We start from the raw sequence: 26012 nt of genomic DNA, 5'->3' as shown, positions 1-26012 counted from the left end.
GTTTATCTAACACATGTGATTTACCGAAAATAATAAAAGGCGTAGATATTAAATCTACGCCTTATTTATTATTATTCCAATTCCATCTGTTATTTCTCTTTGATATTTTGTTTGATCGTTCATTAAGTTTAAATCATATGTATTATTTTCAAGTACTATTGAGGTTGATCCTCCACCATCTAAGTTTATCGCAGAAGTTACGTGAAGATATTTTAAATATCTTGCTAGCTCAGAAAGTGTCATGCCTGCACTATTATTTGATTTGTCAACTGTAAATAATATTAGTTTATTATCATCTGTTATGCCTAAAGCTGTCCTTGCGTGACGCCCTGAAATAAAAGCCGTATCACCTAGGGTTTTATAATAATTAATGTTCATTTCTTCTCCGGATAATATTAAATATTCGTGTCCCGTGAAGGCACTTACAATATCATTTTTAAATTTACCTTGATTAGTAGAGTAAATATCAAAATTTAAGGAAACAATTTCATTTAAAAATGTGTAATTTATATCATAATAATTATCATCCCCATAGGAAGTAATTAAAATTTCATTCTTTCTAATTTCTTTAGGTTCATTCATTTCCCCCACATCAATTACTTTTCCATATATTGTTGTTCCAGCAATGATACTTCCATCACTGTTAAAAAGCTCTATTAACATATATCTAGAAGGTATGCCTTCATGTGGGTAGTATGTTGACTCTTCATTAATTTTGTAATTTGATATGTTCGTATGTTTGTATGAATCAAGCCTGTTTATAGAGTCTATAGTTAAATTTTTAAACGAACTTTTTGGAAATTTAAGCGTTCCATTTATATATAAATAATCAAAATCGTAGTTACCAGATTTGTCTATATAAAATACAGGTCTTTTTAAATAATCAGAAGGATCGCCTGTTATAGAGAATATTTCACCATTTGATATTGTTGTAAAAAGTGGTTGACCATTTGAAATTTGAAAAAAATCTCCGTTGATCCCTCCTATTATGTTTTTACCTGTTATACTTTCAGAAGCATTTAATTGGTTTAATAAAGTTTCCTTTGATGCCGTTAAGTTATTTGCTTTAATAAGTGATAATGAAATGTTTTTGTTGTTTAAGTCAAATTCGATGTAATTTATTTCTTGATTGTTTCCATTACCATCGTAGTCTATTATTGTTTCGTGTACAAACTGTATATCTTCTTCGAGCGTTATTTTGTAAGTATAGGGCGTTGTAGCTAGAGAAATATTTGTTGTATATAAAATTGTTGTAAAAATAGTAAATATAAATATAAAAAATTTCCTCTTAAGTCTTCTCATGAAAATTACTCCAAATATATTAAAATTTTTAAGTTTAAATTATTTTATGTCAAATCTATTTAATAAAGAATTTTTGCAATTATCTTCATATGTAGAGTCAATGTCATCTAGTTCTATGAAATCTTCATATTTTAATTTTAAACAATTTGATATTAATCTATCTGTTAGTTCTCTATTTTTTGGAAGAAGTGGACCGTGCATATATGTACATATTGTATTTTTATATGTAACTCCTTCATAGGAATCTTCTCCATTGTTTCCAAAACCAATTAAGCATTTTCCAAGTGGGGTGTGATCATTTATATATGTGTTTCCTGAATGATTCTCAAATCCTACATAAGTTTCCCCAGTTTCCTCGTTTTTTATTATGATATTACCTGTTTTGCGAACTTCAGAGGCAACTGTGTAAATATTTAATATATCAAGTCCTTCTATGATATCTCCATTTTGAGTTGTATAACTCTTTCCAAGAAGTTGATACCCACCGCATATAGCAAGCACGCATCCATTATCTTCTATAAAATTTTTCAATATTTCCTTTTTCGATAATAAATCATCTACAACGAGAGATTGTTCAAAATCTTGTCCACCACCAATAAATACTATATCTCCGATATTTAAAGAAATATCATCTCCTATTTTGATGTTATTTATATTAACATCTATATTTCTATCTTTACATCTTTTCTTTAAGGCTAAGATATTTCCAATATCACCATATGTATTTAATAAATTGGGGTAGAAATGATGTATTGTTATTTCCATATTAAAACTCTCCTAATTTACCAAATTGAATTTATGTACTTTTTTCCATACAAAAATCTTCTAAACTCAAGCATACAAGTATAACTACAAAGAATATAAATGGTTTCGTTTTCTTTGCTTTCTAAGTTTTCCAAAATTTCTTCATACTTTTCAAATACATTTATGTTTTGAACTTCTCCAAGTTTTAGCCTAAGTGCCATGTCATGCGTTCGAATTCCACCTGTAAACACATCTTTTAATTTAAAATCGTTTATCATCTCGATGTCTACATCATATATCCAAGATATATCTTGACCATCTGCGAAGTTATCATTTAACAAAAATCCAAGGGATAATTCATTTTGTTTATCTAAATTTATAGTGTTTAATGTTTCGTTGAATCCTGCAGGATTTTTTACAAGAAACATAGTTATGTTTTTATTTTTAATCTTGAAAGTTTCTTGACGACCGAATACATTTGAGAATGTCTTTATGGAATCGACAATAATATAATCAGGTATGCTACAAACAGAACTTATTGCATACGCACAAAGAGTGTTATATATATTGTAAATTCCTCCTTGGTTTATTGTGAGTATATTATTCTTGATTTTTATAATGCTTTCATTTATATTGCTTTCTAAAACATCTGCAATAGAAAAATCAAGTTGCTCTCTTTTAAAATCACATTTACTACATTTAAAATCTCCTAAATGATTATAAGTTACAAATTTATATTCATATGGTGATCCGCAAAACTTACAGTTGATAGCCTCCACGTTTAAATTTTTGTCATGTGAAGTGTCTTTATAATTATCAAATCCAAAATAATATTTGCTGTTATATACTTTTTTAAGAGAACATAAAAGAGGTTCATCTCCATTTAATATGAGTTTTGAGTTATTGCATAACTTTATTCCTTCTTTTATATGGTTTAGAGTTGTATATACTTCACCATAACGATCTAGTTGATCCCGAAAAATATTTGTAACAGCAATTATTTTTGGTTCTATGAATTTGCATATGTGTTTTAAACTTGCTTCGTCTACTTCTATTAAGGCTGTCTTGGAAATTTTTTTATTAAATAAACTATAGTTTTTTATGTAAGTTGAGACTATTCCAGGTAACATATTTGCCCCTGTAGAATTTGAAAAACAATTAATAAATGCATTGTTAAATATGTGATTTGTTAGAGCAGTTGTTGTTGTTTTTCCATTTGTTCCTGTGATTAAAATTGTATCTACATTTTTAGATACGTGTTTTAATATATCTGGACAAATTTTTAGAGCGATTTTGCCGGGGAATGAGCTTCCTTTTTTCATTAATTTTAAAATTATAATAGCTATTTTTGTTATTATAATTGATAGTATTTTTTTCATTTTACTCTAACCTCTAAAATTTTTATTAATTATTTCTTAAGTATATCATATTCACTATAAATATAGTCACCATTTTCGCTCATATGGAATTTTAATTCAGAATTTTCTATTAAATTATTTAAAACTTCTTGTATTTTTTCATGGGAAAGAGTTATTCCGTGCTCGTTTGTTGGAAATAATTTTATTTTTATTTTTTTAATAGCATAATCCGAAATAAAGAGGTTTATCTGATATAAGAGATTTACATCGTTTAATTTGCCGAGCGTTATTAATGGAAAGTTTTTAAAATCTTTAACTACAAATTCATCTCCAAGAGTTATAATTATTCTATATTTATTTAATATTTGAGAGATGAGTTTTTCTTTTGCATCATTTTTATTTAAGAAGATAACAGATGTATAAAAATTTTTTTCAAATACGCTTAAATATTTGTAGAGATCTAATAAGTCTTTATTTGTTAAAAGTTTTGGATTAATATAGGAAATTGAATAATTATCGTAATTAAATAGCTTATAAGTTTGATTGTTTATCTTAAAATTTTCAATATTTTCATAATCCTCAGGGGAATTTAAAACGCAAAAGTTTTTTCCAGAAAAATTTGAAATATTGTCTATATTTGAAACCTTTTCATTATTTAGGTTTAAAATTTTAAAGTTTGAAGAATTGATGTTTTCTTTAAAATTATCATTCATATGACATTCATTAAAGATTGTTATGAAGTATTCGTTTAATAGTGATTTTGTATTTGTTTCCTCTAGTGTGTTGTTAATATTTTTATTTTGTAGTAGAATGTTACTTATATAATCTTTAAAGTTTTGAGAATAAAATGTTAAAAGATGTATGGACTCGGAAAAAATATTTTCGTATGTACAAAGATAAAATCCTGTTAAAAACGTGATGATAAGTAATGATTTTATTAAAAATTTCATTTTAAGTCCCCTTGTAATTAGTTTTTATTTAGTATTATCAAACTAAGTAATAAAAATGTAGTTGAATGAGGTTTTTTAAATTATGAAGAAAAATTTGAAAGGTAGGGAAGTTTACTTTGAACGCTTAGATAAGATAGTTAAGAGAAAAAAGAAGAAAGTAGACTTCACGGGCATGTCACCTTATGAGATAATTAATTATTTGAGAGAGAAGGATATACGCAAAAATTATAAAGTACTTCCATCAAATAAATTTTTTAAACGCATGGTTGTTGTTTCATGTTGTATAGTGTTTTTAGTAGTGAGTTATAGCGTTACAGGAACGTATAGTATTATTGACAATAATATAGAACTTTTGGTAAATAAGATAGAGGGTAAGAAAGAAGAGGAAGAGATAATAAATAATTCTTTGGATTATATAATACGTGGAGATTTTCAAAAACTTATAAGTGCATATAGAAATGATTCATCAATTTCTATGGAAAGTCATTTAGAACTTGTAACGATGCTTGCTTCTATCAATAATGTTTCACAGGTAAAAGAAGAGCTTTCCTTAATAAAAAATAAGTTATCTCAAAGTGTTATTGCAAGAAATCAAGATGAGTATAAAAAAAATGTGTACAAGTTCTTAGATAGTTTATTTTTATATGAAAACCTAGAAGAAGCAAGAGAAATTTTAGATAAAAATGCCCAGAATTTAGGACATGAGGTAAGGTTTAAAGAAAAGGAGATAGTATATAATCTTTTAACAGGTAATACAGAGAATGCTCTATATATTTATAATGGGATAGATTTATCAAATGTCTTAGATATAGATGATGTGATTAGTTATGGTAAGCTAAGTGTTATATTTAATAGATTTGATAATACTTTAAATGCTTTAGTTAAGATATTTGAAATTGATCCTGAAAATATAAATGTTTTATCTATTGTAGATATGATCAAGTATTATGATATAAATAATGCAAATAATGCTGTGAATTATTTTATAGAATCTTTTGGAGAAACTCCAGAGATACGATTTATTCGTGCTATTATACATATAGAAGATGTGTATAGGACTCAATTAAATCTTGAAGATGTTTATGAGTTTTCGAAAAAATATAATACAAATATGCTATCAAATGGGATAAGACTCGAGATACTTACAAACGCAAATAGATTAGATGAAGCCAACGTCATTTTAAATGAATTAAGGAGTATAAAAGATAAGAATTTTTATGTTCATTATATTTTGGCAAAGCATAACTTAGAGCTTGAGAACTATAATGAATCTTTAAATGAAATAACTCAGAGCATTAAATTAAATGGTGATTTTGCTTTAAGTTATAAGGTATTACTTAATGTACTTATTGGACAGAAAAAAATTGTAAATATGAATTACTTTTATTGTAAAATGAAATCACTAGATATATTAAATACTTATATTGATAAAATTTTTGTACTTAAATATACAAATGAGTTTAATGATATAGAAAGTGCACTTAAAATACTTAAATTTTCAAATAAAATTTCTATATATGAGTCTGGGCTTAGATATCAAGCAGCCAAAATTTATATAGATTTGAAAAAGTATGAAGAGGCTAAACAAAAATTAATGGAAGCGATAGCTCTAAAAGAGGATTCTATTTATGTTAGAACATATGGATTGCTTCTTTTGAATATGGGAGAAGAAGGTCCTGGTATAGATAGTATAAGAAGAGCTTATGAGCTTAATCCAGAAGATATTTTAAATTTAAATAATGCAGGAGCTTATTATACAAATATAGAGAAAAATATACAGAGAGCATTTTCAAATATTGAAGCAGCTTATGAGGGATTAGATAATTCTTACAGTGAGTATGAGGCGTTTATAATACGTGAGAATTATTTTAAGCTCAAAGCTATTTATGATAGTACAACTGGAGAAATTTTAAGCGAAGAAATACCTACTTTAGATTATTTGTACTAAAAATATTAAAAACTTTAGGAATTATTTTCCTAAAGTTTTTTTGTATTTAAAAATATAAAATGTTAATATAGGTAATGATATTTAACTTAATTTTAAAAGGGGGATACAATATTTTGGAGGTTTTGTTATTATTAAAATCAGTTATAATTGCAATTGTTGAAGGTATAACTGAGTTTTTGCCTGTATCATCGACTGGTCACATGATAATTGTAGGAGATATAATAAACTTTGTCGAAACTAGTGGTGTTAATTTTGCACATATGTATGAGATTGTTATACAATTAGGAGCAATCATTGCTATTATGGTTTTGTATAGAAAAAAAATTATAGATTCGATTATACACTTAAAAGAATATGGATTTAAGATGTGGTTTTATATAATTATAGCATTTTTACCATCTGCAATTATTGGAGTCTTAGTAGATGATATAATTAAAGCTAAATTATTCAATACATTTAGTGTTTCACTTGGACTCATTATTGGAGGAATTATACTTTTAGTTGTTGAAAAGTATTTCTCAACTAAAAATGTAGACAAGCAAACGTGTGATATAAAAAACATAAATTTCAAACAAGCACTTGGAATTGGATGCTTTCAGGTTTTATCTTTGTGTCCTGGAATGAGTAGATCATCATCTACTATATCTGGAGCTTGGATATTTGGATGTTCAACAAAGCTTGCAGCAGAATTTTCATTTTTTTTAGCAATACCGACTATGATTGGGGCATCAGCATATGAACTTTTAGGTACGGATTATTCAAATTTTACATTTTCTCATGGAATTGCACTTATAGTTGGATTTTTAGTTGCATTTTTGGTTGCACTTTTAGTTGTTGATATTTTTATGAAATTTTTGAGAAAATATCCTATGAAATATTTTGCGTATTATAGGATAGTAATAGCAATACTTCTTATTGTACTTGTTAATCTTAATATTATTAAAGTATAAGGGGTTAACATATTTACACATTTTATGTTTTATGTTACAATTAATCTCAGTGTACTCAGATATTGGGAGGATTACTATGAATCAAATAAAGAAAATTGCGATACTTACAGGTGGAGGAGACTGTCCAGGTCTTAATGCAGTTATAAGAGCAGTAACAAAAACAGCTATATTAGAATATGGATATGAAGTTATAGGGTATAGGTTTGGATATAGAGGTTTGTACAATAATGATTATATGAACCTTGATATTAGTGCAGTTGATAATATCTTACATAAAGGTGGAACTATACTTTGGAGTTCCAATAAAGATAATCTTTTTGATTATGTAGTAGAAGAAGATGGACAAAAGGTTAAAAAAGATGTTTCGGACGTTGCCATCGAAAATATAAAAAAGGAAAATGTAGATGCCTTAGTTATAGTTGGTGGAGATGGAACTTTAACATCAGCAAGAGATTTCGCACGAAAGGGTGTTAATGTTGTGGGGGTTCCTAAGACTATTGATAATGATTTAGGGTCTACGGATTTTACTTTTGGTTTTAATACAGCAATAGGAATAGTTACTGATTGTTTAGATAGACTTCATACAACAGCTGAATCTCATCATAGAATTTTGATAGCAGAAGTTATGGGAAGGAATGCGGGATGGATTGCACTTCATTCTGGTATTGCCGGTGATGCTCATATAATTTTAATACCTGAGATACCCTATAGTTTGGATAAAATTATAGAAAAGATAAATGAGAGAAAGGCTAAGGGGTATAAATATACTTTAATAGTTGTGTCTGAAGGTGCTAAGTCTATTTCGGGAGAAACTGTTATTGCAAAAGTTGTTGAAGATTCACCAGATCCTATAAGATTTGGAGGAATAGCAAACAAGCTCGCAAGTGACTTAGAGAAGAAAATATCTGACCAAGAAGTTAGATCAACAATACTTGGCCATATCCAAAGAGGAGGAAACACTTCAACATATGATAGAGTTTTGTCAACTAGGTATGGAGCAGCAGCAGCTAGACTTATTTATGAAGGAAAGTTTGGAAATATGGTTTGCTTAAATGGTGATGAAATTTCATATATAAAGCTTGAAGATGTTATTGGAAATGAGAAATTTGTTAATCCTGATCATGAGTTAGTAAAGATATCTAGGAGTATGGGGATCGGATTTGGAGATTAAAGTACTGCATTTGTGTGGTACTTTTTTGTATAAAAAAAAATTATGTGATGCAAAATAAGATTAATAAATTAAAGAGGTGGTTTATTTTGTTTAATAATATAAAAAGGTTTTCATTTGTTTTTGTGTGTTTTTTATTGGTTGGTATTATGGTTTCTTGTGGTGGAGCAAAAAACAAAAATGTTACTATTTCAACTAAAGAGGTTTATGATAAAATAACAAATGGAGTTGAACTTCCAAAATTGAATCAAATTTCTTCAAGTGAAATAGAAAGTTTAACTTCTATAACTTCTTCTAACTATGATGAAGCTACATTTTCTATGAGTATGATGAATGTTCAAGCGACAGAGATAGCAATATTTAAATTTTCAAGTAAAGAACAATCAGATGCAATTGATAAGGGAATTACAAAAAGATTAGAAGATTTAGAAGTGACATGGAGTAAATATTTACCTGATCAGTATGAACTTGTTAAAGGAGTTAAAAAGTTTACTGAGGGTAATATAAAAGGATATATTATAGCTGATAATGCAGCAAAGATTCTTGAAAACCTACAGAAGTTAGTAAAATAATTTTGTATAAAAAAAACGGTATGAGATTTTCATACCGTTTAATTTTTAATATACACCTTGAGATATCATTGCATCTCCAACTTTTTTAAATCCAGAAATATTTGCACCTGCAAGAAAATTATTTCCAAGAGAGAATTCATTACACGTATCGTAACAAATCGTAAATATATTTTTCATTATATTTTTAAGTTTGTCATCAACTTCCTTAAAAGGCCATGAATATCTAAGAGAGTTTTGTGACATTTCAAGACCAGAAACTGCAACTCCACCAGCATTTGCAGCCTTTGAAGGTCCAAATAAAATGTTGTTATCTAAAAATAATTTTATAGCTTCGGGAGTTGATGACATATTGGATCCTTCACAAACACAGAAACATCCATTTTTAACTAATATTTTTGCGGATTCTTCATCTATTTCATTTTGTGTTGCACATGGGAGTGCAATATCGCATTTTTCATTCCAAATTTCTTTAAAATTCGGAACAAATTTTGTGCTTTTATCAAAGTTTAAATATTTACTTATTCTTTCATGATTAACTTCTTTGATTTCCTTTATAATAGATATATCGATTCCATTTTCATTATAAATGTATCCAGAGGAGTCGCTCATAGATACCACAGTTGCACCAAGTTCATAAGATTTTTGAGCTGCGTAAATTGCAACATTACCAGATCCTGAGATAGAAACTTTAGAGTTTTTAAAAGATTTAGAGAATGTATTTAGCATTTCTTCTCCAAAGTAGCATAAACCATATCCGGTAGCTTCAGTGCGAGCAAGACTTCCTCCAAAATTAATTCCTTTTCCAGTTAGAACTCCAGTAAAATCATTTTTAAGTTTCTTGTATTCTCCAAACATATATCCGATTTCTTTTGAGGAAACTCCGATATCTCCAGCAGGAACATCTATATTTTCGCCGATGTACTTATAAAGTTCACTCATAAATGCCTGACAAAATCGCATTATTTCATTATCCGATTTTCCTTTTGGATTGAAGTCAGAACCTCCTTTTCCACCACCCATAGGAAGGGATGTTAGTGAATTTTTAAATATTTGCTCAAAACCTAAAAATTTAATTATAGAAGGGCAAACTGTTGGGTGAAAACGAAGACCTCCTTTATATGGTCCTATTGCATTATTAAATTGAACTCTAAATCCTCTATTAATTTGAGTTTTTCCATTATCGTCAACCCATGCTACTCTAAATTGAATAAATCTATCTGGTTCAACAATTCTTTCTAATATATTTTGATCTATATATTTTGGATATTTTTCCAATAAAGGTTCAAGCGAAAATAGAATTTCGTGTACTGCTTGATGAAATTCGAGTTCTGAGGGATTTTTAGATATAACCTTTTGGTAAACATCTTTTATATAATTTTTTGCATTAATCATAAAAAACACCCCTAGTAAATTTTATATTTGACTTGAAAAAAATCCATTACTTATTAAATTAAGCTTAATGGATTTTATAATTGCAAGATAGAGTGCTGTTGTATCAAACCGTGCGTCATGGAAATGAGTTTCATCACTATTAAATAATTTGGTTGTGGAGCTTAAGATATTATCTTCAGTGATTTTAAGATGATCTAAAAGCTCAGATAATTTTGGTGATTTAATTGTTCCAATTGAGTTTTTAAGTTTGAGTATATTTTTAAAATAGTTCATAGAGCAAAACAAATTTTTAGGTTTAAATTCAATGTCGATTCTATCGAACTCTCTTTTTAAAAAAGAAATATCAAAATTTACATTGTGACCGATTATGAAATCATTCTCTAATAAATCTTTTTTGAATAATTTGTAGAGGTCTTTAAATTTCAAATTTCCACTTAATTTTTTTAGTATATCAATATTAAATCCATGGACATTATAGGCAGTATCTGTGACAAAGTCTACAGAAAAGAAGAAATTTTTTGCTTGAACTCTATTTTCCTTAGGTAAATCTGTATCATATATTATATATGTTAATTGGCATATTTGACCCGGAGATTTATCCGTAGTTTCAGTATCTAAAAATAATAATCTCATTATTTGTTTATCCTCCTAAATGTAAAGTCAAGAATTTCAAGACAAGCATTCAATGTTTTATTGTTTTTATCAAGAAGAGGATTAAATTCAACAAAATCCATTGAAACTATGTTTAAAGAAGATAATAATTTATCCATAAGATTTTTAACGTTCTCCATAGATAATCCTTTTTTTACAGGAGTACCAGTTCCAGGTGCAATAAAAGGATCAAATACATCTATATCAAATGATAAATGGAAGTTTTTAATATTATTTTTTATTATGTATTTATTTAGGGTTTCGATCATTGTATTTTGAGGGATATTATCGAATGAATTTCCATCGTAAACGTGCATTTCATTTTTGATTATAAATTCTTTTTCCCAATTATCAAGTGAGCGTATTCCAAATAAAAATACATTTTTTGGATCAATAGTTTTTTCAAATATTGATATAAATTCCTTATGTCCATATCCAAGAGAGCAAGCAAGAGGCATTCCGTGAGCATTACACGATGGAGATGAGCTTGGAATATTTAAATCTCCATGAGCATCCACCCAAATTATTCCAGTATCGTTAAAACTTTTAGAAAAACCAGCAAGAGATCCGATAGATATAGAATGATCTCCACCTATAACCAATGGGAATACATTGTTTTTATGGCTTTCTTCAATTATTTTTGAGATATTCTTAACCATAGGTATTACTTTATCAAAATATTTGATTTGTTTATTAGTGTTAAATTTATCTTTATCATCTATTTTTATTGGTATATCAATTATTTCATTTATTTTGTGTCCACAATTCTCAATAGTAGATATAAGATTATTTACAATTAGAGTTTTAGGGCCTAGTTCAACTCCTTTTTTATCACATCCATAAAATGTAGGAACAGTTATTATATTTAAATTCATCTCAGGTAAAGATCCTCCAAAATTATTAATTTTAAAATATTTAGTATAAAATATCGATAAATCTGGAAATATAATACATAATCTTAAGTATAACTAAATTGAAATAAGCTAATTATAACAAAAATTATTATTATAAGAAAGGAGAATTTTAAAAATGAACAATGGTAGAAATTCTTTTAATATAACAAGACCTATTATTATATTTTGTATGGTTTTGATATTAATCATAATGGTTAGTTGTACAAAAAGTGCGAATGTTGATAAGTTTGAGAGTGCTTTAAGCAGTGTAAGTGATAAAAAAACTTTTGAAAATTATAACAGAGATACGGGAAATACTTCTAGGAATTCCTATGATAAGAGAGAAAACATGGAAAGCAGAGGAGAAAATAGTACATATATTGAAGCAAAGGAATTTAAGGATGAGGATTTAGCTAATATAAAAAATACATATTATGGTAAATACAATTTAGATGGTGTTGATATTTTGGGAAATTTTGAAGTTACAAGAAATTCAATAGTATTTACGCCCGATAATGGATATTCAAAAGAAATAATTCATTTAACGGAGATAAAAAATATAGATAGGTATGATCACCCAAATGGGAAAATAGATTTATCACTTCAGTTTGATAACTACGAGAAAGTAATCAAGAATGTGAGTGATTCAATGTTCAGTGATATTTTATTGTATACAACTAAATAGAAGATTTTCAAATATGAAGATAATTGTTAAGTTATTCTTCATATTTTTTTTATCTCGTTAAAAAAAACCAAAAAACTTTAAATTTTACAAATGTATTAAAATTATCCAATTATACCAAAATAGATCTAACGATTAAACGAGGGAGAAGATTTTAATGAAGTTTATAAAATTTAAATATGCACTTATTCCGATTGTTGTTTTATTTTTATCGACTATTATTCAAATACCAATAATTAATTTTGTGAAGGCAGAGTCTTCGAGATATATGGTAACAAATTATAAGAGGGATGTTAAAGAAGAGATTTTAAACGGAGTTGAAACGAAAGTTAAAGCAAAACTTAAAGATTCGTTAAAGTCTGAAGTACTTAAAGAACTTAGAGTTGAGCTTTTAGATGATGTTAGGGAAAGTCTTAAAAAGGATTTGATAAAAGAGATTAGGCTTGAGAGAAAATGGATTAAATCTTAAGTGATATTTTATTTGTATTGTTTGGAGGAGAGATAAAGTTGTATAAGCAAGAGAATGGAAATGTTGTTTCTAATGATAGTAAATTTTTGAGAAGCAAGACAAATATTTTTCAAAAAGAGTGGTTAAAGGTTCTAGTTATTTTGTTTATATCTGTTGGTATTGCGATAATTGGTATTATAAACAATATAGATAAGGAGCGTCAGAAAGTTTTTAATAGTATGAAAAGTGCGATAAAGGTAGAGGTTGAGAATGAATTATATTCAGAGTTTTATGATAAGTTTGAACCATCTATTCGAGTTGATTTGAAAAAAGAATATAGGAATTTTGTAGAACTCGAGCTTAGAGATAGTTTAAGAGAAGATACCCTTAGAATTTTGAAACATGAAATTGATAATGAAAGTAATGAGTTATTCTACAATGTGTTTGAATCTATTGAATATAAGAAGAATGGAGAAAATGTTCGTCATTGTACAGTTGTTGTTGAAAATTTAGATAGGATATTTGAAGAAGAGCTTGAAGGTTTGTATAAACAGATTTTTGGGAATAACAGCGATAAAAATAATGTGCTTTTAGTATTTTCAAAAGATCCTGAGGAAGCTTCGTATAGACCGAGCTTTAGACTTGAAAATGGAGTTAATGACCAAATATTGATTATTAAAGATGGTGAAGAGAGAAATTATGCAGAAGGTGTAATTTATTAAATCTTAGGAGGGATTTTATGAACAAGATGTTTATGTTTTCAATTATTGGAGTTTTGGTTTGTTCAGCGTTTTGTATTGGATATTCAAATAAACAAGATGAGGCAGTTAGTATTAATACTCAAGATTCAATGGCTTCTCTTGGGGTTAGTGAAGTTGATCCAAATGATTATTGGGATAATACACCAATTGATGAGATCAGGGGATCCATACTTGGGTACATAGATAACATGATGGAGATTACAGTTACAAAACTTGAAGATTTTAAAAAAGAGAATAATGAAGATAAGATTAGATTGTATGAGAGTGAAATTAAGAGATTGAATAAAATTTTAAGCAATATAAATTCTGCAAAGACAAAAGATGATTTAAGAGATGCTATGCAGGTTAGGCATAAAGAAGTTATTTAAATTTTAAATAAATAAAAATGATAAGGAGAGTTAACATGAAAAACAAAATTAAAAATTTTATTTTGATTTTAGGATGTGTTTTAGTTTTTATAGCAGGAGTGATTCAAGGTCAATCAGTTACAGGAATGGGGATGGATAAAAAAATATCTAGAGAGTGTCCGCAGTGTTTAAATGGTAAGAAGATGATCAATAAACATAAAGAATCTATGATTAAACTTTTAGAGGATGGTAGTTTTGATGAGGCTAAGAAGAATGTTTTAGCTCATTTAGATAGTAAGATTTCATTTATTGAGAAAGAGATTGAAAAATATAAAAGTGAAAATGATAATGATAAGGTTAAGAGATTAGAGGAGAAAATTTCTAAAATTAAGGGAACAAAGGAAAAAATAAATTCTGCTAAATCTAAAGAGGAAATTAAAAATATTTTAGATAGTGAATTTAAATATAGAGGAAAGTGTAAAGAGAAAGAAATTAAAAAGGAGCAATAATTGCTCCTTTATTTTTTATATGTATTTTTAAGGGTTACTTCTCCGGATGATACTTTAATTATTTTATTTTCCCTTTTTAATAATAAATGACCAAATTCATCAAATCCATCGACAATTCCAGACACGTCAATTCCATTTATTTTTAAACAAACCTCTTTATTTAAAATAGATGACAGACTTATATATTTATCTAAAAATGGTTTAAAAGATAAGTTTATAAAATTATTGTAGTAGGTGTGAAGATGAGAAATTAAATTGTTTATAAACTCATATTTTATTATTTTTATGTTTGTATTTAAAATAATGCTTGTTGCTTTATTTATTATACTTTCATCAAAGTCTGATATATCATGATATAGATTTATGCCTATACCACATATGATAAAGTTTTCATGCGAATTTTGTTTAAGCTCACAGAGTATGCCACATACTTTTTTATCATCTATCAATATATCATTTGGCCATTTAATTTTAGGATTTAATGAGTAGGTTTTGAGGAGATCAGAAATTGCAAGGGATATCATAAGGGTTAGAGTTTCATAATTTGACTTTATATTGATGCATTTAAAAATTATGGAGAAATATAAACCTTTATCTTTTTTTGAAGACCATGTATTTCCTAAACGACCTTTTCCTTTTGTCTGCTCGTTTGAGATGATAATTGTTCCATTCTTTGGGCTATTCGTACATAATTGCTTTGCGAAGTCGTTAGTTGATGAAATTGTTTCAAATTCATAAATATCTGCGTTAAATATATTGTTTAAGCTCATATGAAACTCCCCAATACGCTAAAATTAGATGATTAATTATAAAAAATATTTCAAATAATGTCAAATTTTATATTTTATATGATAAAATAATTAATTGTTAAGAGTATTTCTTTATTTGAGGTAGATAAGATGAGATTGAGAAGGAAAGCTTGGGCACGTCCAGAACTTTTGGAGAGTAATTTGTTTATAAAAAATCCGAGAGAATTTAAAGGAAGATTTCATGAGTTGTTTGGAAATAAAAATGATATTTGTTTAGAGCTTGGATGCGGTAAAGGAAAATTTATAGAAAATATTGCAAAAGAGAATATGGATAAAAATTTTGTTGCTGTGGATTTGAAGGATGAGGTTTTAGTTTATGTCAAACGTAAATGTGAGGAATTAAATTTAAACAACGTAAGAATTTTATCGTTTGATATTAATTACATAGATGAAGTGTTTGAAGAAAATGAAGTTTTGGATATATATTTAAATTTTTCAACACCATGGCCAAAGGCTAGACACAATAAAAGAAGGTTAACTTATCCTAGATTTTTACAAAAGTATATTAAAATAATGAAAGATGATTCTAAGATAATACTTAAAACTGATCATGAGGAGTTTTTTTTAGCTTCAATAGAATATCTAGAAGAGAATGATTTTGAGATTATATATAAAACTTTTGATTTACATAGTGAGAATATAAAAAATATTATGACGGAGTATGAGGAAAAATTTATAAATAAGGGAATGAAGATAATGCATCTTGTTTCAAAATATAAAGGAAGGGGAAAATAGTGTGGATTATAAAAGAATTATAAGTGATTTAATAGAAGAGATAATTGGGATAAATGTTTATAATTTTATAGAGATACCTCCTGATAAAAATATGGGTGATTTTGCATTTCCGTGTTTTAAACTTGCAAAGGAACTTAAAAAATCTCCCCAAATTATTGCCGAGGATTTAAAATTAAAAATATCTCATGAGAGTATTGAAAAAGTTGAAACTATTGGAGCATATTTAAATTTTTTCATAGATAAGTCTATTTTTTCAAAAAGTGTTTTAAATACTATATTAAAATTAAAAGATGATTATGGAAGATCAAACTATGGTGAAGGCAAGACTATAGTTATTGATTATTCTTCACCAAATATTGCAAAACCATTTCATATAGGGCATTTATTTACAACTGTTGTAGGAAATTCTTTATATAGATTACATAAATTTCAAGGGTATAATGTTGTTGGAATTAATTATTTAGGGGATTGGGGAACTCAATTTGGTAAGCTTATTTATGCATATAAAAGATGGGTTAACCTTGATGAACTTGAAAAGAGTCCCATAAATGAACTATTTAGAATATATGTAAAATTCCATAATGAGGCGGAAAATGATCCATCGATTGAAGATGAAGGAAGAAAGTATTTTAAAATGCTTGAAGATGGGGATAAAGAGTGTAGAGAACTTTGGAAAAAGTTTAGGGATCTTAGCCTTTTAGAGTTTGAAAAATTGTATAAAACTTTAGGGGTTAAGTTTGATTCTTATGATGGAGAGGCATTTTTTTCTGATAAGACGGATGAGGTAGTTTGCGAGCTTGAGGAGAAAAGTCTTTTGAGTGATTCGCTTGGAGCTAAGGTTGTTAGACTCGATGAGTATAATATGCCTCCATGCATTATTAAAAAAGCAGATGGTGCAACAATTTATGCAACGAGAGATTTAGCATCTTTATTATATAGGAAGAAAACGTATGATTTTTATAAGAATATATATGTAGCAGGGACTCCTCAGGCACTTCATTTTAAGCAAGTGTTTAAAACTATTGAGCTTATGGGATATGAGTGGGCAAAGGATTGTGTTCATGTTGGATTTGGTCTTGTGAAGTTTAAGGATAAAAAACTTTCAACAAGAAAAGGAGAAGTTATTCTTCTTGAGGATCTTCTAAATATGTCTGTAGATAAGATAAGAAGTGTAATTGATGAGAAGAATCCTAATCTTTTAAATAAAGATGAGGTTTCAAAGAAAGTTGGTATTGGAGCCATAGTATTTACATATTTAAAAATGAATAGAGAGAGAGATATCATATTTGATTTTGATGATGTTTTATCTTTTGAGGGAGAAACTGGTCCTTATGTTCAATATACTTTTGCGAGAGGGAAGTCCATTTTAAAAAAGAGTGGAATTAATATTTTGGATATAGATTTTGAAAAATATTTAGGCCTTCTTACACATGAAAATGAAAGTAATTTAATTAAGGTTCTTAGTGATTTTAATAATAATATTAAATTGGCTATATCTTATTTAGAGTCATCGATTATAACGAGATATGTAATTGATATATCAAAAGCATTTAATAAATTTTATAATTCCAATCATATTTTGAACCTTGAGGATAAGGATTTAAAAATTGCAAGGCTTATTTTGGTTTATGCAACAACGATTGTAATTAAAAATGCTTTATATTTAATAGGTATTGAAACTGTTGATGAAATGTAAAAAAGAATGCATAGTAATATGCATTCTTTATTTTTTATCTAAATGTGAAGCTTCCCATTAATTCAATTTGATTATTTGTTATTTCGTCTTTTCCTGAGAATGTTATTTTATAGATTCCTGTTTCAGTTAGAGGTTTTTTTAGCATCACATAAACGGGAGATGAAGTTATGTTTATTAATTGAGGAATTGTATATATTAGTTGTTTTCCTGAAGGAGAAGAGAATGAGATTACATTTAAATATGAAAATTTAAGATTTTTTGGGATATCAAAAAAAATTGAATTATTTCCATATATACAAATGTTTGATAGGTAAAAAGAGTCTAAGTTTGATAAGTTATTGTGTGTATTTATAGGAAGAGCATGTTTAAGAGGAATCAGGCAATTGCTAAATGTGATAAATAAATAAATTAATAATTTTAATATAAAAATCACCCCACAATCTAATTGTAGGGTGAGTGATTTAGCTTAATCTTATTCCTAAACTTTGAAATAATCTTTTTGGCTCATCTTCATTTAGCATTCTAGTTAATATAATCTCTAATATAAGTTTTTCGCTGTTTAAAGATGAGGAATATTGGTTTAGTTCATTAATCCAATAAGTTATTCCATTATTATCCCCTTCTCTATTTGTAACTATGGGATAAAGTGCTCTTATTTTATTTTGAGGTGAGGTATGGATTTTATTAAATTCAGCACTATCTAGTACTCTATAAATAAATTCTGGTCCAGACATTTTTTTGTTATATAGCATATCGTACCAATATTTGAAACCTTCTTCATCTGCATATCTGATTCTGTATTTATTTGTTTCATTTATAGGAGTTAAAGCAGTTGTATAAACTTTTGATATATAATTTTTAAGTTCATCTGACGATTTATTAGTTTTAAATTCGCTTAAAATTATACTTTGGTTAGTTCCATCTTTAAAGTTAACAGTTACCCTTAAGTTTGTGTAAATTTTATTTGGAATTATTCCATCTAAAGTTATTCTGTTATTTGAGTAATCTCCTGTTATTCCATGAGTATTTGTAATTACAGTTGCTATTGATTTATTATTTGGAATTAAGTATGAGAATGAAATCTTATCGTCTGTATTTATAATAGAGCTTGAAGAAATATTTATTTGAGATGAATTTGTACCGCTGTTTATTATATCACTATCTCTAAAAGTAAAATCAGTTTTATAGGTATCACCAGTTGTGATATTTGAAATTTCTAATAAGTATCTATCACCATTATAAAAGGATTTTCCATTATTTAAATTTCTAGTAATAGAATTTTGGTTTAATTTTTCTCCATAATAACTTTGTGTGAAGTTTTCATAGAAAACATTATTTTTGTTATAGTAATCTGTAATTCTTATATTAAATTCATAATTTGAGTATCCAGGTATGCTATTTAAATTTTTAAGGGTAAATGATGATGCACTGTTGAATGATAAATCTATTCTTGGATTATAAGTTGTATTGTTATTGTATATAAAGTTTGATTCAAATGAATTTAATCCATTTGAAAATTCAATTGTATAATATCTATTTGGTACGAGCTGACTTGGAGGATCGATTATTAACTCATAATATTTTTTAGTTCCATTTTGCTTTAAGTTTGTTTTCATATTTATACTAGTTCCGAACTCATCATAAATTTTGATTGAATTTTTAGTAATACCTGAGTTAACTAAATCCTGATTTAAAGTTAAATTAAATATAAGACTAGAGCTATTATTTGTTTTAATATTAAAGTCTGTTATTGCTGGAGATATATCATTTGATGATGAGTTGAAGAGTGCTAAAAATTCACCAGTTACATATTTTGCGTTACCACTTGAAGAGTTTCTGATAAATGTATAAGTGTTAACACCATTTATAAGATTGTTTACTTTTGTATTAATAGAGAAAGTTTTCTTGTCTGGAGAAAGTGTTGCTTGAATTGAGTCATTTAAAATAAGAATATCGTTATTAGAGAAAGTTTCATTATTTCCTAAGATGTTACTGTTCGGTCTAAATGTTAATGAAACAGAATCAAGGTTTGTACTACTTTTTATAACATCGAAAGCTGATGATTTTGTAGTTTCAACTGTATTTGAAGTACTAAATGGGAATAAATAAGATTTTGTAGGATTATAAACCTTAACATATACCTGAGAACCTTGAGATAATGTTTCTATGTTTGTATTTACTGGAACGTCTATTTTATCCATTGATGTAGAAACCCGAACTTCATCTGTTAAATCAGTTTCTGTTCCAAAATTATCTATAGTAACAAATTTCAAATAAGTATTTGGAGTTGTAAGTCCAGCACTTATTAAGTCATCTTTTATAAGAGGAAGAGAAATTTTAGTTCCTCTTTTCAGTATTAATGATGGTGCGTTTACAAATCTTAAAAAAGGTATAACTGATTCAGTTGTTTGTGTTTTATCTGGAACTTTAAAGATTAAATCTGTATATTTTCCATCTAGATTTTTAATATTTGCTTGTATCATTGTACCTTTTTCTATATTTTTTAAAACTATACGTCCGTTATTATCATAAGAAGGAAGAATTACAACTCCATAATTATTAACTTGAGTTAAAGTAACATTTTTATTATCAATACCTTTGAAATCCAGTGTAAGATCTATTGTTTTATTTGAATTTTCATATGAAGTATAAGTGAATGCGTTTGTGTTTGTTTGATTAAGTTGCACTGAGTTCGATGAATGTGTAAATGGAACTTTAACCGTATATATTTCATTGTTTAAATCTTCCAAAGTATATTCTATATAATAGATTTCATCTACTTTAGGAGTATTTGATCCCAAATTAAATACATAGTTTCTTGGATTAGATGCGTTTTCTAAATAACCAATTTCGGATAAATTGGAGTCTAAGATTCTAGCATCATGAATTTTTTCTTGTGTATTAAGAACTGTAAATCTAGCATTTAATTTATTAACTCCATTAATATTTGTGATACTTACTATAGGATTTAATGAAGTGACAGATAAATTTTTGCTTGATGTTTGTGAAAAATTTATATATATAGGTGAAATTAATTCTTTTATTTGAGAATTAGATGTTTTGAGTGAAAATACTAAGTAATAAATTCCGTTATTTAAACCATTATTAAGTTCTAGTGTAAAGTCTTCTGAATTTTTATCAAAGCTCAAGTATCTACCATTTTTATCTTTAAGTTCTATATCGGTTACATTGTTATGAATAGTAGCATTATCAAAAGCTAAAGTAAGAGTATTGTTTAGATAGTATATTTCGTAATCTTCTTCTGTCAATGTATATAAACTGTTTGAAAGTGCTGAGGTCTCAAAGCTGTTTGGCAATGAAAGTGACAATACAGCAACACCTAAAGATATAGAAGATATTGTCTTTAATTTATTCATTATAAGTTCCTCCGAAATTATAAAAAATAAGTAAACTATGTAAAAAGTAAACTTATTATTAATAGTATGTTAACAATAATACAACGTATCAAATATAAACTCAATACAATAATAAAAAGTTTTATGTAGATTTACATTTTTAATTGTGTTATAATCAAAAGAATGTTATTTAAATCCTTTAAATGAAATTATTATCAAAAATTTTATATTACTTTATTATTCGTAACTTCATATTTATTTTTTATATTCATTCCGGATTATTTACTATTAGTTTGTGAAGCATTTCTTTTTTAAATTTCCCCAATTTTATTTAAATAATGAAAACTATTTATGAAACAGAAGGGATTACTCAATGAATGTATTTGAAGACTTTATTAAAAGTATAGTTGATTCTTCCTTAAAACTTGGGATAAAAATTTTAGATTCAATATTTGGTTTTATAGTGATTTATATTATTTATAAAATTGTGTGCAAAGTGCTTAAAAGTGTACTTAATAAAAAAATATTTAATAGTAGAATTGATAAAGGACGTTTGCATACGATTCAAACACTTGTTCTTAGCATAGTTAAATATTCTTTTATAACTATTTTAGTTTTAATTTTGATTCAAAATTTTGTAGGAGCTGTTGGTGTAACTTTAACAAGTATTATTGGGGTTGCACTTGGATTTGCATCTCAAAATATTTTGAAAGATTTGTTTAATGGGGTGTTTATAACTTTTGAAAATCAGTTTACTTTTGGTGATTATATTACTATAAATAAAGGATCAAATGAGTTTAAGGGAATAGTAGATAGTATACAAGTACGAGTAACTAAGCTTAGAGATTTTAATGGTGATTATCACATAATACCGAATGGATCAATAAATCAGATTACGAATCACTCAAGAAAAGATTCAAGAATTTTAATAGATATACAAGTTGGATTATCTCAAAAGTCAAAAGCTGTAAGCGAAAATATAAATTACGTTTTGAATAATTATTCACACGATGATATAACGGTAAAACCTTATATTTATGGTATTATTTCAACAGATCAGGTAGCTATAACATATAGGGTAGTTGGATATGCAAAGCCTTTAAGTCATTGGAATATAGAAAATGAACTAAGGAAATTAATAATGGACAGGTTATTATCAGAAAATATTATTTTACCAACACAGAGGTACTCTATCATGAAGAATTAGGAGGTAAAAATGCGATATGTTATCAAATCTATATTTATTATTTCCATGATATTTATGTTTTTTGTATCATGTAGTGTAGAGTATGCAAGTAATTTGAATCACGGATATTATATTGGGATTGTAAATTTTAATAAAGATAGGAAGGAATCTTTTATAAATCAATATGATAGTGAAGGTCATGAAGGCAGTAGGATAAAATTTTCACTTGAAGGAATAAGTTATCTTGGAAATTTTGTACCGTCTGATGATTCATATTTTTATGCTAAATCAAATGATATAGTTTCAACAAAAGGTGATAGTTACTTAATACAAATTGATAAATACAATAATGGATATACAAAAATTGATTTAGATATTGAAGATATTTATAAGATTTTTATGTATAATGATAAGATTTACATAACGCATTCTTTAAATAAACTAAGCATTTGCAATAAAGAGTCACTAAAGATAGTTAAGACAGTTAGTATAGACGATCATGTGGTTGGGAAAATACATGTTGACGATGAAAATGTATATATTTTTAGTAGAAATAATAATGGAAATTCTTACTTAAATGTGTTAAATAAGGATAGCTTGGAGAATATAAGTAGATTTAATCTATCAAAATTTGGATTATATCAAAATGATATGTTTTATTATGAAGGGAAAATATATTTCACAAATTATGATGTTAATTCAAAGATTGATTCTGGTAAAGTCGGGATTTACGATATATACACTAAAAGTTTTGATTATATAAATACTATTAGAAATAATTTAGATAAGATATTATTATACGAAGATAGTATTTATGTTACAGTTAGAGGGGATAACAAAGATTTAAATAAAGATAGTGTGATAAAAATTGATAGGAAATCATTAAAGAGTTACAAAATAGAATTTGATTATAATATAAAGGTATTTGATATATTAGATGATAAAATTTTTATATTATCTGATAAGTATTTAGAAATATATGATGCGAAAGATTTTAAACTCTCTAAGAATATAAAGTTAAATATGGATAAAAATAGTGTTGTATCGGGATTGATTTTATATAGTTAAGTAGGATATTGTCCTACTTTTTTTATTTTAAATATTAGAATATAATTATTAAGTTATAGTAATAATAGATTAAAATGATTTTAGAGTGGAGTGTATTTTTGTATGTTCTCCTGTAAATATGGATATTTTTCAAATGATGGATATGAGTATATAATAACAAATCCAAGAACTCCAAAACCATGGAGCAATATAATAAGCAATGGTAAATACTCAATTTTGGTAACGCAAACAGGTGGGGGATATTCTTGGGGGAAAAATTCTATTGAAAATAGAATTACAAGATTTGTTCAAGATTCTATACTTGATGATTTTGGAAAGTACTTTTATATAAGAGATGAAGATACAATGGATGTTTGGGGATTTACATATAAGCCTTTTGATTTGTGTGGGGATGATTATAAAGTTATATATGGTATTGGGTATGCTATTTTTACTCATACTTATAATGGGATTAAGTCAACTCTTAAAGTTTTTTTATCAAAAGATGATAGAGTTGAGTTTTATTTATTTAAGCTCGAAAATTTATCGGGGATTCATAGAAGACTTAGTATTTTTAGTTACGTAGAGCCGTATTTATCAAATTTTCCTGAAGAAAATAGGGAGTTTGATAAATTATTTATAAAAAGTAGGTTTGATTCAAAATTAAATTCTATTATTTGTAATAAAACATTTTGGGGAGTAATGGATAAAGATGGAAATTACAATAATAGGGAATATAGATATAAATTCTTTATGACATCTTTGGATAAGATAGTTTCTTATGACACGTGTAAAGAGAGTTTTATAGGAATGTATAATTCTATAAAAAATCCTAAATCTCTTAGAGAAAAATATTTATCCAATAAGAGCGGTAAAAATTTACATATAGTATCTTGTATTCAAACGCATTTAAATTTGAATCCGTATGATAAAAAAGAGACATCTATTTATATGGGAATATGCGAATCAGAAGATGAAATTAAAAGTGTTCTTATTAAATATAAATCACTTAATGATATAATTTCTGAGTTTCAAAAGTTTAAAAATTATATGAGGGGGTTTATAGATGAAGAAATTATATTAACTCCCGATAAAAGTATAGATTTTATGGTTAATATATGGTGCAAATATCAAACTATTTCGTGTAGGTTTTTGGGGAAAGCATCTTATTATCAAATAAACAAAGGGGTTGGATTTAGAGATCATCTTCAAGATTCTATGATATTTTTAAATTCTAAAAGTGAATTGATGAGAAAACAAATTTTAATGCATGGGAATATGGAATTTATAGATGGTAGAGTTGTTCATTATTTTTTGGATGAATCTGAATATTGTATAGATACTAATTCTAGTGATGATCATTTATGGCTTGTATATGCAACGATAGTATATATAAATGAAACTCAAGATTTTGGTATTTTAAATGAAAATCTTAGTTATTTAGATAGTTTTATAAAGGATAGTTTATATGATCACTTAAAGAGGAGCATAGATTATTCTTTAAAAAATTTAAGTGAAAGGGGTCTTTCTCTAATTTTAAAACATGATTGGAATGATGCTTTAAGTAATTTTAATGGAGATAGTATATTTGTAAGTGAGTTTCTTTATTTAATTTTGAAAGAAATAAAACCGATATGTGAAATTATGAATGATTTATTTTTTATAAATAAAATTACATATTATATTGAGTTTTTAAAAAATTCGATAAATAAATTTGGATTTCATAAGAAATGGTATTTAAGAGGAATATCCAATGGAATAAAAATAGGATGCTGTGATGAGGATAAACGTATATTTTTACTTCCTCAAGTTTTTGGAGTTATAAGTGGAGTATGCGATTTTGAAAGAAGCAAAAATATAATGGATAAAGTATATGAATTATTAAATACAGAGTTTGGATTAAAAATTTTAAATCCTCCATATAAAATTTCAAACAAAGATATAGGATATATCACAAGATATGCAGAAGGTATAAGAGAAAATGGATCTATATATTATCATGCATGTATGTGGGGAATACTTTCGTTTATTTTAATTAATCGCATTGATATTGCAAAAGAGATAATAGATAAAATAAATCCAATAAGGAAGAGTGATAAAATTGATTTATATCAAATAGAACCATATGTTATGCCATCTAGTGTTGAGGGAGATTATTCTTTTGATTTTGGAAGAGGAAATTGGAGTTTTAATACGGGTTCTTCTGTTTGGTTTCATAGGATTATAACAAATTTTGTGATAGGAGTTAGGGGAACTATTTATGGGCTTTTGATAGATCCAAAACCTTTTAAAGAGTGGAATGAATTTTCTATAGTAAAAAAATATAGAGATTCAAAATTTAATATAATTTTTAAACGGAAAAATGTGAAATATTTAGAAATTTATGTAAATAAAGAGAAAATAGTTGGGAATCTTATAAAAGATATAAAAAGAAATAGTGAGTATTATGTTGAAGTTTATTTTAAATAGTATGGAGGAGATATTTTTAAAGTATCAACATATATTAAC

Annotated in this window: 23 protein-coding genes; 14 read left to right on the top strand and 9 right to left on the bottom strand. The window is 26.7% G+C overall.

Annotated elements, in window-relative coordinates; all coding sequences use genetic code 11:
• Positions 1-54: 54 nt before the first annotated feature.
• The 4 genes from RATSFB_RS05710 to RATSFB_RS05695 are packed head-to-tail and all read right to left on the bottom strand — an operon-like array spanning position 55 to position 4354.
• A complete protein-coding gene (locus RATSFB_RS05710) occupies positions 55-1302 on the bottom strand; it encodes a phosphodiester glycosidase family protein (protein WP_014095092.1) in 1248 nt (415 codons plus the stop codon).
• Positions 1303-1341: 39 nt separating this feature from the next.
• The gene (locus tag RATSFB_RS05705; RefSeq protein WP_014095091.1) at positions 1342-2067 is read right to left on the bottom strand and encodes a type 1 glutamine amidotransferase; all 726 of its coding nucleotides are present in this window, start codon (positions 2065-2067) and stop codon (positions 1342-1344) included.
• A 17-nt stretch (positions 2068-2084) separates the two neighbouring features.
• Positions 2085-3425, bottom strand: a complete 1341-nt coding sequence (locus RATSFB_RS05700) for a DUF1727 domain-containing protein (RefSeq protein ID WP_014095090.1) — start codon at positions 3423-3425, stop codon at positions 2085-2087.
• A 29-nt stretch (positions 3426-3454) separates the two neighbouring features.
• Positions 3455-4354 carry a hypothetical protein gene (locus RATSFB_RS05695; protein WP_014095089.1) on the bottom strand — a complete coding sequence of 300 codons (900 nt, stop codon included), beginning with the start codon at positions 4352-4354 and terminating at the stop codon, positions 3455-3457.
• An 82-nt stretch (positions 4355-4436) separates the two neighbouring features.
• Between RATSFB_RS05695 and RATSFB_RS05690 the strand changes: the two genes are divergently transcribed.
• From RATSFB_RS05690 to RATSFB_RS05675, 4 genes are all read left to right on the top strand, one after another.
• Complete coding sequence (locus RATSFB_RS05690; RefSeq protein WP_044035585.1) at positions 4437-6302, top strand: tetratricopeptide repeat protein; 1866 nt, start codon at positions 4437-4439, stop codon at positions 6300-6302.
• A 113-nt stretch (positions 6303-6415) separates the two neighbouring features.
• Positions 6416-7252: an undecaprenyl-diphosphate phosphatase gene (locus RATSFB_RS05685; protein WP_044035584.1), complete on the top strand. Its 837-nt coding sequence runs from the start codon at positions 6416-6418 to the stop codon at positions 7250-7252.
• A gap of 76 nt (positions 7253-7328) precedes the next feature.
• Positions 7329-8423, top strand: a complete 1095-nt coding sequence (locus tag RATSFB_RS05680; RefSeq protein ID WP_014095086.1) for a 6-phosphofructokinase — start codon at positions 7329-7331, stop codon at positions 8421-8423.
• A gap of 86 nt (positions 8424-8509) precedes the next feature.
• Positions 8510-8992, top strand: coding sequence for a DUF4358 domain-containing protein (locus tag RATSFB_RS05675; RefSeq protein ID WP_044035583.1), 483 nt, complete (start codon positions 8510-8512; stop codon positions 8990-8992).
• Positions 8993-9037: 45 nt separating this feature from the next.
• On the opposite strand, the gene gdhA is transcribed toward RATSFB_RS05675, so the two are convergent.
• Genes gdhA through rocF form a run of 3 tightly spaced genes read right to left on the bottom strand, consistent with a single transcriptional unit; the run spans position 9038 to position 11910 of the window.
• Positions 9038-10384, bottom strand: coding sequence for an NADP-specific glutamate dehydrogenase (gene gdhA / locus RATSFB_RS05670; RefSeq protein ID WP_014095084.1), 1347 nt, complete (start codon positions 10382-10384; stop codon positions 9038-9040).
• A gap of 21 nt (positions 10385-10405) precedes the next feature.
• A complete protein-coding gene (locus RATSFB_RS05665) occupies positions 10406-11017 on the bottom strand; it encodes a 3'-5' exonuclease (protein ID WP_014095083.1) in 612 nt (203 codons plus the stop codon).
• A complete protein-coding gene (gene rocF / locus RATSFB_RS05660) occupies positions 11017-11910 on the bottom strand; it encodes an arginase (RefSeq protein WP_014095082.1) in 894 nt (297 codons plus the stop codon). Before rocF ends, RATSFB_RS05665 begins: the two co-directional genes overlap by 1 nt.
• Positions 11911-12064: 154 nt before the next feature.
• On the opposite strand from rocF, the gene RATSFB_RS05655 reads away from it, so the two are divergent.
• The 5 genes from RATSFB_RS05655 (at position 12065) to RATSFB_RS05635 (ending at position 14675) form a co-directional block, all read left to right on the top strand.
• Positions 12065-12613, top strand: coding sequence for a hypothetical protein (locus RATSFB_RS05655; RefSeq protein WP_014095081.1), 549 nt, complete (start codon positions 12065-12067; stop codon positions 12611-12613).
• A 154-nt stretch (positions 12614-12767) separates the two neighbouring features.
• A complete protein-coding gene (locus RATSFB_RS05650) occupies positions 12768-13079 on the top strand; it encodes a hypothetical protein (RefSeq protein ID WP_014095080.1) in 312 nt (103 codons plus the stop codon).
• Between the two features lie 38 nt (positions 13080-13117).
• Positions 13118-13780 carry a hypothetical protein gene (locus RATSFB_RS05645; protein ID WP_014095079.1) on the top strand — a complete coding sequence of 221 codons (663 nt, stop codon included), beginning with the start codon at positions 13118-13120 and terminating at the stop codon, positions 13778-13780.
• Between the two features lie 17 nt (positions 13781-13797).
• Positions 13798-14187 carry a hypothetical protein gene (locus RATSFB_RS05640; protein WP_014095078.1) on the top strand — a complete coding sequence of 130 codons (390 nt, stop codon included), beginning with the start codon at positions 13798-13800 and terminating at the stop codon, positions 14185-14187.
• Positions 14188-14222: 35 nt separating this feature from the next.
• On the top strand, positions 14223-14675 hold the full coding sequence (locus tag RATSFB_RS05635) for a hypothetical protein (RefSeq protein ID WP_014095077.1): 453 nt from the start codon (positions 14223-14225) through the stop codon (positions 14673-14675).
• An 8-nt stretch (positions 14676-14683) separates the two neighbouring features.
• Here RATSFB_RS05635 and RATSFB_RS05630 read toward each other — a convergent pair whose 3' ends face one another.
• Positions 14684-15445: a biotin--[acetyl-CoA-carboxylase] ligase gene (locus tag RATSFB_RS05630; RefSeq protein WP_014095076.1), complete on the bottom strand. Its 762-nt coding sequence runs from the start codon at positions 15443-15445 to the stop codon at positions 14684-14686.
• A 129-nt stretch (positions 15446-15574) separates the two neighbouring features.
• Here RATSFB_RS05630 and trmB point away from each other — a divergent pair, with 129 nt between their 5' ends.
• A complete protein-coding gene (gene trmB, locus RATSFB_RS05625) occupies positions 15575-16219 on the top strand; it encodes a tRNA (guanosine(46)-N7)-methyltransferase TrmB (RefSeq protein WP_014095075.1) in 645 nt (214 codons plus the stop codon).
• A gap of 1 nt (position 16220) precedes the next feature.
• A complete protein-coding gene (argS, locus tag RATSFB_RS05620) occupies positions 16221-17915 on the top strand; it encodes an arginine--tRNA ligase (RefSeq protein ID WP_014095074.1) in 1695 nt (564 codons plus the stop codon).
• 461 nt (positions 17916-18376) lie between these two features.
• On the opposite strand, the gene RATSFB_RS05615 is transcribed toward argS, so the two are convergent.
• Positions 18377-21292 carry a hypothetical protein gene (locus RATSFB_RS05615; protein ID WP_014095072.1) on the bottom strand — a complete coding sequence of 972 codons (2916 nt, stop codon included), beginning with the start codon at positions 21290-21292 and terminating at the stop codon, positions 18377-18379.
• Positions 21293-21644: 352 nt separating this feature from the next.
• Here RATSFB_RS05615 and RATSFB_RS05610 point away from each other — a divergent pair, with 352 nt between their 5' ends.
• The 3 genes from RATSFB_RS05610 to RATSFB_RS05600 all read left to right on the top strand — a co-directional run bounded on the left by RATSFB_RS05610 (position 21645) and on the right by RATSFB_RS05600 (position 25973).
• Positions 21645-22478, top strand: a complete 834-nt coding sequence (locus tag RATSFB_RS05610; protein WP_014095071.1) for a mechanosensitive ion channel family protein — start codon at positions 21645-21647, stop codon at positions 22476-22478.
• Positions 22479-22487: 9 nt separating this feature from the next.
• On the top strand, positions 22488-23525 hold the full coding sequence (locus RATSFB_RS05605; protein ID WP_014095070.1) for a hypothetical protein: 1038 nt from the start codon (positions 22488-22490) through the stop codon (positions 23523-23525).
• Positions 23526-23627: 102 nt separating this feature from the next.
• Entirely contained in the window at positions 23628-25973 is a 2346-nt protein-coding gene (locus tag RATSFB_RS05600) for a GH36-type glycosyl hydrolase domain-containing protein (protein ID WP_014095069.1), read from the top strand.
• The last annotated feature ends 39 nt before the right edge of the window (positions 25974-26012 follow it).

The organism is Candidatus Arthromitus sp. SFB-rat-Yit, assembly GCF_000283555.1.
Taxonomy (GTDB): Bacteria; Bacillota; Clostridia; order Clostridiales; family Clostridiaceae; genus Dwaynesavagella.
This window is presented reverse-complemented; position numbering and strand designations above follow the sequence as displayed.

What these genes read in the sequence shown, in the direction of transcription:
- RATSFB_RS05710 (WP_014095092.1), bottom strand. Translation starts at nt 1,302, where the DNA reads ATGAGAAGACTTAAGAGGAAATTTTTTATATTTATATTTACTATTTTT.
- RATSFB_RS05705 (WP_014095091.1), bottom strand. Translation starts at nt 2,067, where the DNA reads ATGGAAATAACAATACATCATTTCTACCCCAATTTATTAAATACATAT.
- RATSFB_RS05700 (WP_014095090.1), bottom strand. Translation starts at nt 3,425, where the DNA reads ATGAAAAAAATACTATCAATTATAATAACAAAAATAGCTATTATAATT.
- RATSFB_RS05695 (WP_014095089.1), bottom strand. Translation starts at nt 4,354, where the DNA reads ATGAAATTTTTAATAAAATCATTACTTATCATCACGTTTTTAACAGGA.
- RATSFB_RS05690 (WP_044035585.1), top strand. Translation starts at nt 4,437, where the DNA reads ATGAAGAAAAATTTGAAAGGTAGGGAAGTTTACTTTGAACGCTTAGAT.
- RATSFB_RS05680 (WP_014095086.1), top strand. Translation starts at nt 7,329, where the DNA reads ATGAATCAAATAAAGAAAATTGCGATACTTACAGGTGGAGGAGACTGT.
- gdhA (WP_014095084.1), bottom strand. Translation starts at nt 10,384, where the DNA reads ATGATTAATGCAAAAAATTATATAAAAGATGTTTACCAAAAGGTTATA.
- RATSFB_RS05665 (WP_014095083.1), bottom strand. Translation starts at nt 11,017, where the DNA reads ATGAGATTATTATTTTTAGATACTGAAACTACGGATAAATCTCCGGGT.
- rocF (WP_014095082.1), bottom strand. Translation starts at nt 11,910, where the DNA reads ATGAATTTAAATATAATAACTGTTCCTACATTTTATGGATGTGATAAA.
- RATSFB_RS05655 (WP_014095081.1), top strand. Translation starts at nt 12,065, where the DNA reads ATGAACAATGGTAGAAATTCTTTTAATATAACAAGACCTATTATTATA.
- RATSFB_RS05650 (WP_014095080.1), top strand. Translation starts at nt 12,768, where the DNA reads ATGAAGTTTATAAAATTTAAATATGCACTTATTCCGATTGTTGTTTTA.
- RATSFB_RS05640 (WP_014095078.1), top strand. Translation starts at nt 13,798, where the DNA reads ATGAACAAGATGTTTATGTTTTCAATTATTGGAGTTTTGGTTTGTTCA.
- RATSFB_RS05635 (WP_014095077.1), top strand. Translation starts at nt 14,223, where the DNA reads ATGAAAAACAAAATTAAAAATTTTATTTTGATTTTAGGATGTGTTTTA.
- RATSFB_RS05630 (WP_014095076.1), bottom strand. Translation starts at nt 15,445, where the DNA reads ATGAGCTTAAACAATATATTTAACGCAGATATTTATGAATTTGAAACA.
- trmB (WP_014095075.1), top strand. Translation starts at nt 15,575, where the DNA reads ATGAGATTGAGAAGGAAAGCTTGGGCACGTCCAGAACTTTTGGAGAGT.
- RATSFB_RS05615 (WP_014095072.1), bottom strand. Translation starts at nt 21,292, where the DNA reads ATGAATAAATTAAAGACAATATCTTCTATATCTTTAGGTGTTGCTGTA.
- RATSFB_RS05610 (WP_014095071.1), top strand. Translation starts at nt 21,645, where the DNA reads ATGAATGTATTTGAAGACTTTATTAAAAGTATAGTTGATTCTTCCTTA.
- RATSFB_RS05605 (WP_014095070.1), top strand. Translation starts at nt 22,488, where the DNA reads ATGCGATATGTTATCAAATCTATATTTATTATTTCCATGATATTTATG.
- RATSFB_RS05600 (WP_014095069.1), top strand. Translation starts at nt 23,628, where the DNA reads ATGTTCTCCTGTAAATATGGATATTTTTCAAATGATGGATATGAGTAT.